This is a genomic window from Streptomyces sp. NPDC060027, assembly GCF_042737005.1.
Lineage (GTDB): Bacteria > Actinomycetota > Actinomycetes > Streptomycetales > Streptomycetaceae > Streptomyces.
The window spans coordinates 41681-55178 of sequence record NZ_JBHWVI010000012.1 but is presented as its reverse complement, the minus strand read 5'-3'; the positions used below and the strand labels follow the sequence as shown (position 1 = coordinate 55178).

At 72.1% G+C, this 13498-nt stretch carries 12 protein-coding genes; 8 read left to right on the top strand and 4 right to left on the bottom strand.

Annotation, left to right across the window (positions count from 1 at the left end):
* Positions 1-177: 177 nt before the first annotated feature.
* From ACFWBT_RS05270 to ACFWBT_RS05255, 4 genes are all read left to right on the top strand, one after another.
* Positions 178-2940 (top strand): GNAT family N-acetyltransferase, encoded by a 2763-nt coding sequence (locus tag ACFWBT_RS05270; protein ID WP_385696119.1) that lies wholly within the window; start codon positions 178-180, stop codon positions 2938-2940.
* Between the two features lie 12 nt (positions 2941-2952).
* Positions 2953-3696, top strand: coding sequence for a CBS domain-containing protein (locus ACFWBT_RS05265; protein ID WP_385696116.1), 744 nt, complete (start codon positions 2953-2955; stop codon positions 3694-3696).
* 16 nt (positions 3697-3712) lie between these two features.
* A complete protein-coding gene (locus ACFWBT_RS05260) occupies positions 3713-4222 on the top strand; it encodes a flavodoxin domain-containing protein (protein WP_385696114.1) in 510 nt (169 codons plus the stop codon).
* Between the two features lie 225 nt (positions 4223-4447).
* Entirely contained in the window at positions 4448-6187 is a 1740-nt protein-coding gene (locus tag ACFWBT_RS05255) for a GAF domain-containing protein (RefSeq protein ID WP_385696112.1), read from the top strand.
* 217 nt (positions 6188-6404) lie between these two features.
* Here the strand turns inward: ACFWBT_RS05255 and ACFWBT_RS05250 are convergent, their stop codons facing one another.
* A complete protein-coding gene (locus tag ACFWBT_RS05250) occupies positions 6405-7109 on the bottom strand; it encodes a response regulator (protein ID WP_385696110.1) in 705 nt (234 codons plus the stop codon).
* A 141-nt stretch (positions 7110-7250) separates the two neighbouring features.
* Positions 7251-7715, bottom strand: coding sequence for a Crp/Fnr family transcriptional regulator (locus ACFWBT_RS05245; RefSeq protein ID WP_385696108.1), 465 nt, complete (start codon positions 7713-7715; stop codon positions 7251-7253).
* Between the two features lie 537 nt (positions 7716-8252).
* On the opposite strand from ACFWBT_RS05245, the gene ACFWBT_RS05240 reads away from it, so the two are divergent.
* A complete protein-coding gene (locus ACFWBT_RS05240; protein ID WP_385696106.1) occupies positions 8253-8876 on the top strand; it encodes a hypothetical protein in 624 nt (207 codons plus the stop codon).
* Between the two features lie 367 nt (positions 8877-9243).
* Here the strand turns inward: ACFWBT_RS05240 and ACFWBT_RS05235 are convergent, their stop codons facing one another.
* Complete coding sequence (locus tag ACFWBT_RS05235) at positions 9244-9909, bottom strand: DUF4389 domain-containing protein (protein ID WP_385696187.1); 666 nt, start codon at positions 9907-9909, stop codon at positions 9244-9246.
* 67 nt (positions 9910-9976) lie between these two features.
* Complete coding sequence (locus ACFWBT_RS05230) at positions 9977-10561, bottom strand: hypothetical protein (protein WP_385696104.1); 585 nt, start codon at positions 10559-10561, stop codon at positions 9977-9979.
* 169 nt (positions 10562-10730) lie between these two features.
* Here ACFWBT_RS05230 and ACFWBT_RS05225 point away from each other — a divergent pair, with 169 nt between their 5' ends.
* From ACFWBT_RS05225 to ACFWBT_RS05215, 3 genes are all read left to right on the top strand, one after another.
* Positions 10731-11801, top strand: a complete 1071-nt coding sequence (locus tag ACFWBT_RS05225; RefSeq protein WP_385696101.1) for a zinc-dependent alcohol dehydrogenase family protein — start codon at positions 10731-10733, stop codon at positions 11799-11801.
* Positions 11802-11854: 53 nt separating this feature from the next.
* The gene (locus ACFWBT_RS05220) at positions 11855-12853 is read left to right on the top strand and encodes a pyridoxamine 5'-phosphate oxidase family protein (protein ID WP_385696098.1); all 999 of its coding nucleotides are present in this window, start codon (positions 11855-11857) and stop codon (positions 12851-12853) included.
* 196 nt (positions 12854-13049) lie between these two features.
* Positions 13050-13493 carry a pyridoxamine 5'-phosphate oxidase family protein gene (locus tag ACFWBT_RS05215; RefSeq protein ID WP_385696095.1) on the top strand — a complete coding sequence of 148 codons (444 nt, stop codon included), beginning with the start codon at positions 13050-13052 and terminating at the stop codon, positions 13491-13493.
* Positions 13494-13498: the final 5 nt, after the last annotated feature.

The following is a 13498-nucleotide window of genomic DNA, read 5'->3' as shown; positions in this document are numbered from 1 at the left end:
GCGGGAAGCACGCCTTCACGGTCCACCAGCTCCCCCCTCCGCGCACAGGGGCCGGACGGATCCGGTGGGGCCGGGAGCGGGGCCGAACGGCCCATGCGGCGCACCCGGTCAGCCCCTGGGACGGACCCCCGGATCGCTGGATGCTCGAAGTGCCGACAGGTTTCGAGGAGGCCCGTGATGACGGACGACGACCACGACCGCCCCCTGGTGCACGCGTTGCTCCAGGACGGCACGACCGTGTGCATACGCTCCGTGCGGCCCGGTGACCACAAGCAACTGCGGTGCCTGTACGAGGAGATGTCCCCGGAGAACCTCCGGCTGCGCTTCTTCGTCGCGAGCCACCGCTCCGCCGAGACGGCCGCCGACCGGGCGTGCGCCCCACCGCGGCCCGGCTACCGGGCGCTGCTCGCCGAGACGCACGGCCAGGTCATCGGCCTCGCCGAGTACGAGACCGGTGGGACCGGTGGTGAGACCAGCGGTGGGACCGGTGGCGGGAGTGGCGGCGGGGTCGGAGGCGAGGCCGGTGACGACCTCGGCACGGCCGAGATCTCCATCGCGGTCGCCGACGGGCTGCACCACCGCGGCGTCGGCACCCTGCTCGTCGAGCACCTGGTCTCCGCCGCCCGCGCGGACGGCGTCCGTACGTTCACCGCCGACGCCCTGTCCGAGAACCACGAGGTGCTGCGGCTCTTCGCCGACCTCGGCCTGCGCACATCCCGGCACTTCGAGGGCCCCGAAGTGCGCTGCACCATCGATCTCGACGAGGACGACACCTACCTCGCGGCCGTCGAGACACGCGGCCGGGGCGCCGACGTGGCGAGCCTGGAGCCGCTGCTGCGCCCCGACGCCGTGGTCGTGATCGGCGCCGGACGCCGGCCCGGGTCGGTGGGCCGGGCCCTCCTGCACCATCTCCACGAAGGCGGCTTCACCCGGCGCCTGTTCGCCGTGAACCCCTCCGCGACCTCGGTCCTCGGGGTGCGGTCCTACCCCTCGGTCAGCGCTCTGCCCAGGATTCCCGACCTCGCGGTCCTCGCGATACCGGCACCCGCGGTGCCCGCCACCGCCGAGGAATGCGGCAAGGCCGGCGTACGGGCGCTGCTGGTGGTGACGGCCGGGCTGGACGCCGGCCAGGCCGAGGGACTGCTGGGCGCGTGCCGCACGTACGGCATGCGACTGGTCGGCCCGAACTGCCTCGGCGTCTCCAACACCGACCCGGACCTGGGCCTCGACGCCACCTTCGCGGCCGTCCATCCGCGCCCCGGCACAGCCGGCGTCGCCGTGCAGTCGGGCGGTGTCGGCATCGCCCTGCTCGACGGGCTGTCCCGGCTCGGCATCGGCGTCTCCTCCTTCGCCTCGCTGGGCGACAAGTACGACGTCAGCGGCAACGACATGCTCCAGTGGTGGGAGTCCGACGGCCGCACCGACCTCGCCCTGCTGCACCTGGAGTCGTTCGGCAACCCCCGCGCCTTCTCCCGTACCGCCCGCCGCGTGACCCGCCGGATGCCCGTCCTCACGGTCGACGCGGGCCGCACCGACGCGGGCCGCCGCGCGGCCGCCTCGCACACCGCGGCCGCCGCCACCCGGACCATGACCCGGCAGGCCCTGTTCACCCAGGCCGGCATCACCGCCACCCGCTCGGTGGGCGAACTCCTCGAAACCGCGGCCCTGCTGCACGCCCAGCCGCTGCCGTCCGGCAGTCGCGTCGCGATCGTCACCAACGCGGGCGGCGCGGGCGTCCTCGCCGCCGACGCCTGCGCGGAGGCGGGACTGGCCCTGCCACCGCCGACCGCCGAGCTGGCCGACGACCTGCTCACCCTGCTGCCGGAGGGCGCCGCCGTGGGCAACCCAGTCGACGCCACCGCCGCCGTCACGGAGGAGCAGCTCCGGGAGTGCGTGGAGCGGGTCGCCCGGCACCCGGGCTTCGACGCCGTCCTGGTGGCGCTCGTCCCCACCGCCGTCGCCACGGCGACCGGTGACGACCTCGTCCGGGCGCTCACCGACGGTCCCGCTCGACGTGCACGTCCGGTCGCCGTCGTGCGACTGGAGCAGGCCCTGCCGGTCGAGCTGCTGCCCGCCGTGGACGGCGGCACCGTACCCTCGTACGCCGAACCGGGCGCGGCGGCACGGGCGTTGGCCCACGCCGTGCACCGTGCGGCATGGCTGAACCGGCCCGCCGGAACCGTCCCGGACCTCGCGGACGTCGACACCGGGCGCGCCCGGACGGTCGCCGAGAACTTCCTCCTCGCCCACCCCGACGGCGGCTGGCTCGACCCCCGCACCCGCGGCGAACTGCTCGACTGCTACGGAGTTCCGCAGCTGAACTGGGCCTGGGCCGAGACCGAGGACGACGCCGTCATCGCCGCCGAACGGCTGCGCGGACCCGACGGCCGCGTCGTCATGAAGGCCCACTGGCCCGGCCTGCTCCACAAGACCGAACAGGGCGCCGTACACCTCGACCTCCAGGGCGACGCCCAAGTGCGCGCCGCCTTCCGTGACTTCGAGACCCGGTTCGGCGGACTCCTGACCGGAGCGGTCGTCCAGCCGCTCGCCGCACGTGGCACCGAGCTGTTCGCCGGGGTCGTCCAGGACGAGGTCTTCGGACCCCTCGTGCTGTTCGGCCTGGGCGGTACGGCGACGGAGGTGCTGGCCGACCACGCGGCCCGCCTCGCCCCCCTGACCGACCACGACGTCCACGACCTGATCACCTCACCGCGCTGCGCGCCGCTGCTCTTCGGCGCGCACGGCGGCGGACCGGTGGACCTCGAAGGTCTGGAACAGGTGCTGCTGCGCCTGTCCCGCATGGCGAGCGATCTGCCCCAGCTCGCCGAGGCCGACTTCAACCCCGTCCTCGCGACCCCCGGCGCGGTCAGCGTGCTCGACGCACGCGTCCGCCTGCTGCCGCGCCGCGCCCAGGACCCCTATCTGCGCCGACTGCGCTGAGGAGGAACGGACATGAAGCACGACAAGGTCGGAACGGTGATGACGACGGACGTCGTCCGGGCACCGTACGGCGCCCCGTTCAAGAAGGTGGCACGGCTCCTCGCCGGCCACCGCATCAGCGGGCTCCCGGTCGTCGACGACGACGAGAAGGTCATCGGGGTCGTCTCCGAGTCCGACCTGCTGGCCCGGCAGGCGGAGACCCCCGACCCGGCCTCCGACCCGTATGCGGCGAAGCGCCGCTTCCGGCTCGTCCGGCCGACCCGCGGCGCCCGGCGCCAGGCGGCGAAGGCGCGGGCCCGTACCGCCGGAGCGCTGATGTCCGTACCGCCTGTCACCGTCCACGCCGAGGACACCATCGCCGAAGCCGCCCGGACCATGGCACAGAACCGGGTGGAGCGACTGCCGGTGGTGGACGAGGAGGACCGGCTCGTCGGCATCGTGACCCGCCGCGACCTGCTCCAGGTGTTCCTGCGTCCGGACCGGGAGATCCGCTCCGAGGTGCTCGACGAGGTCCTGGTGCGGTCTCTGTCGCTGACGCCGCAGACCGTGACGGTCTCCGTCCACGAGGGCGTCGTCACACTCGACGGCCACGTGGAGCGCCGGAGCGAGGCGGAGATCGCGGTGGCCATGACCCGGAGGATCGACGGCGTCGTCGGAGTCGTCGACCAACTCACCTGTCGCTTCGACGGTGCGCACCCGCGCCCGGCCGAACCGGCCGTGCACGGCGTCACCGAGGACTGGCCGCGCAAGCTGTGAGAGGAGACCCACCATCATGCCGAGCAGAATTCTGGTCGCCTATGGATCGACCAACGGATCCACGGCGCGGATCGCGGAGACCGTCGCCGAGGTGCTGTGCAAGGAGGGGATGTCCGCCGAGGCGCTGCCCGCCGGCTCCGTGACGAGCGTCGAACCGTACGACGCCGTGGTGGTCGGTGGAGGCTTGTACGCGGGGCGCTGGCACAAGGACGCCCGCCGCTTCGCGCGTCGGCACCGCCGCGCGCTCGCCGGGCTGCCGTTGTGGTTCTTCAGCAGCGGCCCGCTGGACGCGTCCGCCTCGGAACGGGACATCCCGCCCGTGCCCGCCGTGAAGCGGGCGATGGACCGGCTCGACGTGACGGAGCACGTCACGTTCGGCGGGTGTCTCGAAGAGGGGGCGAAGGGGTTCATCGCCCGGAAGATCGTCTCCTCCGGCAAGGGCGGCGACTTCCGTGACTTCGAGCAGATCGAGGGGTGGGCCGCCTGTATCGGCAAAGTACTGACGGCAGGTGCCCGGAAGGGCTGATTCCGAACCTCGCGCGGCCGGGTTGCCCATCACCCGGCCGCGACGGCGCACGTCGGCTCAAAAGGGCTCGGGCAAGGGGGGCGCGCCTGTTCCGTCGTGGCGCGTGGTGATGCCAAACGCTTCTTCGACGGTACGGTGAGGGCAGGGGCGGGGGCCTTCTCCCCTGTGTCGGCCGGAGGACGCGATGACCGGGGACGGGCGCGAATGTGTCGGCCGGAGGGCGCGATGACCGGGGACGGGCGCGGAAGCTCGGAGCAGCATCTGCCGAAACTGCGTCTCGACGAGTTGCTGGGTGAGCTCCAGGTGCGCATCGACGCGGTGCGAGGGACCCGGGACCGGTTGCACAGTCTGCTGGAGGCGGTGCTGTCGGTCGGCCGGGAGCTGGACCTGCCGCAGGTGCTGCGCAGCATCGTCGAGGCGGCCGTGGTGCTGGTGGACGCCGAGTACGGCGCGCTGGGCGTGATCGGTTCGGACCGCAAACTCTCGGAGTTCCTGACCGTCGGCATCGACGACGACCGCCGGGAACGCATCGGGGCGCTGCCCAGCGGACACGGCATCCTCGGCGAACTGATCCGGCACCCGGAGCCCCTGCGGCTGTCGGAGCTGTCGGACCACCCGGCTTCGTACGGCTTCCCCGCGAACCACCCGCCGATGCACGCCTTCCTCGGCGTGCCCATCCGGGTCCGTGACGAAGTGTTCGGGAACCTCTACCTGACCGAGAAGCGCAGCGCCCGCGAGTTCGACGCCGAGGACGAGGCCGTCCTCTCCACGCTCGCGGTGGCCGCGGGCGTGGCCATCGAGAACGCGCGGCTGTACGAGGAGACCAGGCTCCGCGAGCGGTGGCAGCGCGCCAGTGGCGACGTCACCAGCATCCTGTTGACCGGAGCGCCGAGCGCGGAGGTGCTGGAACTGATCGTCGGCGAGGCACTGAAGATCCTCTCCGCGGACACGGGGATGATCGCGGAGCGACTGCCGGGCGAGGAGGCCCTGCGCCCGGCGCTCGCCGTCGGCCTGGGCGCGGACCGGCTCGGCGGACTGGTGCTGTCCCCCGGTGACGGAATCGTCGCGGCCGCGCTGACCGCCTACGAACCGGTGGTCAGCGACGACATCACGCACGACGAACGCGCGCCGGGCGACTCCCCGCTGTGGGCGGGCCTCGGCCCCGTGGTCGCCGTCCCCCTCGGCGCCGGCGGCAAGGCGCGCGGCGTGCTGCTGCTGGGGCGCGCTCCGGGCGGGGCGCCCTTCGACGAGGCATCCACCGGGCCACTGCTGGGGTTCGCCGACCAGGCGGCGCTGGCTCTGGAGCTCGCCGAGCGGCGACGCGACGCCGAACAGATCGCGTTGTTCCAGGATCGGGACAGGATCGCGCGCGATCTGCACGACCTGGCCATCCAGCGCCTCTTCGCCGCCGGGATGACGCTGCAGAGCACGCAGCGCTTCATGGAGCACCCCGAGGGCAAGGAGCGTCTGGCCCGGACCGTGGACGACCTCGATGACACCATCAAGATCATTCGGTCGACGATCTTCGGGCTGCGCACGCACGGCGGCACCCCGGACGGCAGTGGTCTGCGCGGCCGGGTGGCCGAGGCGGTGAAGGCCGCGACGCTCACCCTCGGGTTCGCTCCCGCGCTGCGGATCGAGGGCCTTGTCGACACCGACGTTCCCAGCGGCATCGCGGATCACGCGGTGGCGGTGCTGGGGGAGGCCCTGAGCAATGTGGTCCGGCACTCCGGCGCCCGCGCGGTCGATATCCGGCTCCGGCTGGCCTCGGGCGAACTGACGCTCACCGTCGCGGACGACGGCTGCGGTGTGGCGGCCGGCGCACCGCGCAGCGGGCTGAAGAACATGGAGGAGAGGGCCGCCGCCCTCGGCGGGACCCTCACGCTCGGCGAACGTGAGGGCGGCGGCACACGGCTGGTGTGGCGGGTACCGGTCACCCTGGGCGGCGCCCCCGAGCCCGGCTGACCGTCGACCGATCCGCGGCAGGGCGCGTGGGGGACGGGGCTCGTCGCTTCGGGATGGTGGTCCGCCGCTTCGGGACTCGGGGCGTGGCTTGGTGGTCGGCCGGTGCTTGGGGTCGGCGGAAGTGGGGTGGTCGGCCGTCCTGGGTTCGGCGGGGTGTGGGGGTGGTCGGATGTTCCAAGGTTCGGCGGGGTGTGGGGGTGACCGGCCGTTCCAGGGCTCAGCGGGTGTGGGGGTGATCGGCCGCTTCGGGATGTTCGAGCTGGTTGGCCAGCACCGCGGCCTGGACACGGCGCTGGACGCCGAGCTTGGCCAGCAGCCGGGAGATGTGGTTCTTCACCGTCTTCTCGGACAGGTAGAGCTTCTTGCCGATCTCGCGGTTGGTGAGCCCGTCCCCGATCAGCGCGAGGATGTCCCGCTCACGCGGCGAGAGACTGGCGAGCTCGGGCGAGAGGGCCGGCTCCTCGGCCGGGTCCGCGCGCAGCCTGCGCATGAGCCGGGCGGTCGTCGTGGGGTCCAGCATCGACTGGCCGGACGCGACCGTGCGGACCGCCGAGACCAGATCGGACCCCTTGATCTGCTTCAGCACATAGCCCGACGCCCCGGCCATGATCGCGTCGAGCAGGGCTTCCTCGTCGTCGAACGACGTGAGCATCAGACAGGACAGCTCGGGCATCTGGCTGCGCAGTTCCCGGCAGACACTGATGCCGTCGCCGTCCGGCAGCCGTACGTCGAGGACGGCCACGTCCGGGCGCAGCGCCGGGCCGCGGACCAGGGCGTGCTCGACACTGCCCGCGTCGCCCACCACCGAGATGTCCGGCTCCGCGTCCAGGAGATCCGTCAGACCGCGGCGCACCACCTCGTGGTCGTCCAGCAGGAAGACCCGGATCGGGTTCTGCTCGGAGAAGGTACCCGCCTCGGCCATGACGACCCCTTCTTCAGTGATGGACTACTTCTTCAGTGATGGACTACGGACCGTGAGCCCGCTCACGACGATCATCACGCGTCCGGCCCGAACGCACTAGGGCCGACCGGCCCAATACGAGTCTCAGCGGGACGATCGCGGTCAGCGCGCGTCGCCGCTGCCGTAGGGGGCGTACAGGTCGAGCAACCGGGTCCGGGCCGACTGCAGCCGGTGGGCGACGATCTCGCCCGCCCAACGGGCCACGGCCATCCCGAGTACGGGATCGGCCTCGCACATCGCCCGAACCACGTCGGCGTCGAACTCGTAGGCGCGTACCGGGCTCGTCGTCCCGGCGCCCAGATGCCAGGTGTGCGGGGCGAACAGCCAGGACCAGCCGACGAGTTCGTTGTGTCCGAGGATCTCGATGACGGCCGCGCGGCGACCCGGCACGCGCAGGTCGAGGGCCACCGTGCCGGTCCGGATGATCCAGAACCGGTCGGCGTGCCGGCCTTCCTCGAACAGCCGGGTGCCCTCCGGGAACGACACCTCGCGGGCGAGCCGCAGCAGCCGTTCCCGGTGCTCGACTGGCAGCGCCCGCAGCATGGTGGATGTGGTGGAAGTGTTCATGATCTGCCTCTTCCTGGTGCGCGACCCTTCCACCCCCAATCTCTTCCCGTGCCCCGCCCGTCGCCATGGGCCACCCGGCCCCGACCGCGGGCCGCATGGCATCGGCCGGGGCCGAGGGGCCCGCCGGAAGGGCCCGCCGGAAGGGTCGGCCGGAAGGGTCGGCCGGGAGGGTCCGGCGGAAGGGCCCGACGGAGAGGACTGTCCGACGCCTGCGCCCGGGTGAGCGGCGCCGACTGGTCGGTGGCCGTCGTCCCGCACGCCTGACCACGCGATGCGCCGGACCGTCGCGCGCATGCCGATGCGAGTCGACGCATTCGACGCACTCAGCACATTCGGCGCATTCGGCAGAGGGGCGAACTCGTTGACGCAGAAGCCTGGTTGGTGACCACCCTCGGCCCGGCCGGCCCTCCGAGAGGGACCTTCGGCCCTGCCGTCAGGGACCCGCGGCCCCTCCGAACTCCCGTGCCACCGCGCGACATTGAAAGCGCAGCAGATGCCACACGCATGCGTCGAACACCCCTCGGAGGGATGAGCATCATGGCAGTCCACGAGCAACCCCACCGGCACGCAGGGTTCCGCCTCCCGTCGCTGCGCAGGACCCGTTCGGCACAGGCACCTGGTGAGGCCGTGACCTCGTCGGCCACGGTGGTCGCCGCGTACGCCTTCGCGGGTCTGCGGCTGCTGACGGGGTTCGTGTTCCTGTGGGCCTTCCTCGACAAGACCTTCGGCTTCGGCTACGCCACCCCGTCCGGCAAGGGCTGGATCGACGGCGGCTCGCCCACCAAGGGATTCCTGGGTGGTGTCGCGGCCGGACCGATGGAGTCGACGTTCCATTCCTGGGCCGGCGACACCTGGGCCGACTGGTTGTTCATGGCCGGGCTGTTGGGCGTCGGTGTCGCCCTGATCGCCGGTGTCGCCCTGCGGCTCGCCGCGGTCGCTGGCACGGCGATGATGGCGCTGATGTGGGTCGCCGAGTGGCCGCCCGCCCGGCACCTGTCCGACGGTTCGCCGAGCATGTCGACGAACCCCCTCACCGACTACCACGTGATCTACGCGGTCGTGCTGATCGCCCTCGCCGCGGCGGGCGCAGGTGCCACCTGGGGCCTGGGTCGCCTCTGGTCGCGGCTCCCCCTCGTGAGCCGCAACCCCTGGCTGCGGTGACCCATGGCAAGCACCGGGGCGCCCCCGCGCCTGTGCGGGGGCGCCCCGCCGCGTGCGGGGGTCTGTTCGCGGGGCTCAGCAGGACGCCTGTCGTCCTCGTACGAGCCATAGCGCGGCCCGAGGAAGACTCCGGGAGGGAGGACGTCGTCCTCGGTCTCGACCCGCACGACCGACCACGCTGTTCACGGCGCATGAGTGCGTGAGTGCGAGACCGCGTACCGCGTGACCGCACGGTCGGCGACAGGTGGCCAAGGGCCCGGGGGTGTTCGACCTCGGGCCCTTCACGTCCGGATGCCCGGATGCTCGGACGCCCTGACGGATCCACGGCCAGCGCCCCGTCGCCCACCGGCTTGCCGCCCGGCACCGGTCACCGGTTCTGCCACGGTCCGGCTTCGGCCGCGCTCTCCTCCGAGCCGCCCATGTCCAGGCGGAACGGTGGATACACGTCGGTCATCAGGGCGGCGTAGGCGGCCACACGCAGCACCCACCGGTTGAGGCCCATGATCAGGGCGTACAGGTCCTTCGGGTACTTCTCGGTGAAGGCCAGGGCGAAGCCCGCGAAGATGGTCAGCAACCCGATGAGACCGCCCTCCCACCAGCCGAGGTGGGAGCCGCCGAGGAAGAAGCCGACGACGATGTACTGCGGAATCGCCAGCAGCCACCACTTCACGAGCACCAGACCACGGGAGAGCCGTTCCGGGTAGACGATGTCGAGCCGTGCCGGGTAGTCCGGTTCCGGTCCGAGGCTGAACGGTGGATAGCGGTCGGTGCCGAGCGCGCCGTACGAGTAGTAGGCGACCCGCCAACTCCAGCGCAGCACACCGACGTTGAACTCGAAGAGCCCGCGGGGGTAGCGCTCGGTGAAGAGAATGGCGAAGAACGCGATCACGCTCACCACGGTGAAGGCGATCCAGAGGAAGAACAGCACCACGTAGTGCGGAATGGCGAGGAACCACTTCACCAGCCACAGCCAGCGCGACAGCGGCGTGTCGAGATGGGCGCTCACCCTCACGGGGCTGTCCGGTGGTCTCATCGGGGCTGTCGGAGTTGTCGGAGTCGTCAAGGTGATCAGCTCCTTACGCGTGCGTCGGCACGCCGAGTCACGGCGTCTTGTGCCCCCACTGCGGTCCGAGTCGTTCCCACTCGCGCGCCCAGCGGTCATAGCGCCGCTGGTCGAGCCGCCACCGTGCGAGGCTCCCCGCCCCGAAGACCAGGCCGCCGAGAGACACCGCGGCCCCGATGCCCAGCAGGCTCGCCTCGGCTGTCGCCGCGCCCGCGCTCGGCGGCGCGCCGGCGAGCCGGCCCTTCGTGTCCATCCAGATCACCACGTGCGCTCCGGCCTTGTGCCCGGATTCCACCAGGGCGCGGCCGGTACGGGCGGAACCGTCCGGCGCGGTCCACCGGACCTTCGCCCGGACCTGGTCGTAGGCCGCGCCCTCTCCGGCGGGTACCGCCGCACCCGAACTCTCGACCAGGACGGCCGGGATGGCGTGGCGGTCCTGGCGCAGCCGGGTGAAGGACGCGTCAGCGGCATGGGCCGTCACCAGGCCGGCCACGGTGCCGCCCAGCACGATGACCATCCAGACGATCAGCACGATCCACGCCTCGAAGACGTCGTCACGGCGGCGCAGCGGATTCCTCCGCCAGCGCCAGCACCACTGCCTCGCACCCTGTGCTCCGCGCATGGCACCGCACCTCCTCGTTACACCCCAACAGTGCAAGGGGATCGCGGTGCGCGCGAGCGGTGGCAGGGGCCGCCCGGTCCCGCGGAGGGGCCCGATCGGCCCATGCGGGAGGCATCTGCCCCGGTCAGGCTGTAAATGCCAGGTCAAGTCACGACGTGAAGGGGCCCTCATGAAGGCACTCGTGTTCCACGGCCCGGGAAGGTCCGCGTGGGAGGACGTGACCGATCCCGGCATCCAGGACGCCACCGACGCCATCGTGCGCGTGGACACCGTCACCATCTGCGGGACCGACCTGCACATCCTCAAGGGCGACGTCCCGGAGGTCGCCCCCGGCACGGTCCTCGGCCACGAGGCCGTCGGCGAGATCGTCGAGGTGGGCGGCGACGTGCGGACCGTCCGGCCGGGCGATCGTGTTCTGATCTCCTGCATCACGGCGTGCGGCCGCTGCCGCTTCTGCCGAGAGGGCGCCTACGGCCAGTGCCGCGGTGGCGGTGGCTGGATCCTCGGCCATCTGATCAACGGGACGCAGGCCGAATACGTCCGCGTCCCGCACGCCGATCTGTCCACGCATCTCCTGCCCGGGGCCGTGGACAGCAAGGACGCGGTCCTGCTGGCCGACATCTTCCCGACCGCGTACGAGGTCGGCGTACTCAACGGACGGGTGCGCCCCGGAGACACCGTCGCCGTCGTCGGAGCGGGGCCCGTCGGACTCGCCGTGATCGCGACGGCGAGCCTCTACTCGCCGGAGAGGATCATCGCCGTCGATCTCGCCACCGCCCGCCTCGACGCCGCCAAGCGTCTCGGTGCCGACGCGGTCGCGATGGCCGGCGAGGAGGCCGAGCAACTGGTCTCCGACCTCACCGACGGGCTCGGAGCCGATGTCGTCGTCGAGGCGGTCGGTGTCCCGGAGAGCTTCGAGACGTGCACGCGCATGGTCCGGCCCGGCGGACACGTCGCCAACGTCGGCGTGCACGGCCGGCCCGCGACCCTGCACCTCGAAAGTCTGTGGATCAAGAACCTGACGATCACCACGGGCCTGGTCGACACGTACTCCACCCCCACCCTGCTGCGCATGATGGCCGCGGGCCGGCTCCCGGCGGCCTCCCTCGTCACCCACACGTTCCCGTTGGACCGCATGGAGGAGGCGTACGACGTCTTCGCACGGGCCGCCGACACGGGGGCGCTCAAGGTGGTCCTCGGCGAGCCTCAGCACGACGTCCTGACGGTCAGGACGCCCTGATCGTCGGGCCGCCCCGGTCGCCGTCACGTCCCGACGGAAGGAAGCGAAGAGTCATGTCCGAACAGACACGACGGGTCATGTCCGACCAACCGCGATGGGCCATGTCCGGCAGGGCACCGAGGAGCGAGGACAGGCCCGAGGGTCCACCGGGCGCGAGGCCGGAGGCCGACGAGGAACCCGGCGCCGACACGCAACGGGGCGCCGACACGCAACGGGGCGGCGAGGCGCAACGGGGCGGCGAGGCGGAACGGGGCGGCGAGGCGGAACCGGGTGCCGACGTGTCTCGGGCCGCCGACACGGAGCCGGGTGCCGAGGCGCAACCATGCTTCGACACGGAGCCGGGTGCCGAGGTGAAGCCGTGCGTCGAGGAGGTGCCGCGGCGCGTCCCCCAGGCGGCCTCGGCCGCGACCGCACCGGGCGACGTGGGGCGGCGGATCGCCGCCCGACGCGAGGAACTCGGTCTGACCCGGGAGGACACGGCCGTCCGCGCGGGCATGGCCGCCGGCTATCTCCGTTACCTGGAGGAGCAGTCCACCGCGATGCCCGGTACGAGCGTCCTGATCCGGCTCGCCGACGCCCTGGACACCAGCGTCGCCGCACTGCACGGCGGCGAGGCCGACCTCCCGCCGGGCCTCGGGCAGGCCGCCGACCACCCCGAACTGATCGAACTTGCTCCCGACGAGTGCCAGGCACGGTTGTCGACACACGGCGTCGGAAGGATCGCCACCGACACCCCGGACGGAATCGTCGTCCTTCCCGTCAACTACAGCCTCATCGACGGGGCGGTCACGTTCAGGACGGCACCCGGTGCGGCGCCCGCGACGGCGGTCGGATCGCGTGTCGCCTTCGAGGTCGATCACGTGGACGAGGCCCTCAGCCAGGGCTGGAGCGTGCTCGTCCAGGGCCGCGCCCGGGCCGTGACCGATCCCGAGGCCGTCCGCCGGCTCGGCGCTCTCGCCTACAGCGGGCCCTGGGCCGGCGGCGAGGATCGCGACGTGTGGGTACGTGTCGACCAGGACAGGATCACCGGTCGCCGGATCGCCGTGCGGTGATCGGGACGATGATCCGGCGACCGGTGGATCGCGGCGGGGGATCGGGACGTCGTACGTACCGGCGCCGGCGCCGGGAAGCGGACACTCCCCGTTCACCGGGACCAATGGGCCCTGGTCCCGCTTCCCCCCGCCACAGCCTGGACCAAATGTCGCTCCGTCCCCGTGTCGCCTTATCGCGTGAGAGTTGGCTCCGGTGATGAATCCCAACGACGGATTTCGTGAACTCGACAGGCAGGAATGTCTGGACCGGCTCGGCGAGGCGCCCATCGGCAGGGTCGTCCACACGCGCAACGCCCTGCCCGCCGTCCTGCTGGTCAACTTCAGTCTCGACGCCGAGTCCTTCGTCGTGCTGCGGACTTCGGCGGACTCGGAACTGGCCCGCGCCATCGACGGTGTGGTGGTGGCGTTCGAGGCCGACGCCGTGGACGCGGTCGCGCACTCCGGCTGGAGCGTCGTGGTGACGGGCCACGCCCTGGTCGTGAACGATCCCGCCGAGCATGCTCACCTGGTCCGGACAGGACCCCGATCGTGGGTGACCTCGCCCAGCGACGTCTTCATCCGCATCGCGTCCGAACTGGTCACCGGCCGGGAGCTCGTCGGCGGTCGCACGCTGTACGGGGTCGACCTGCCCTCCTCCTGAAACGG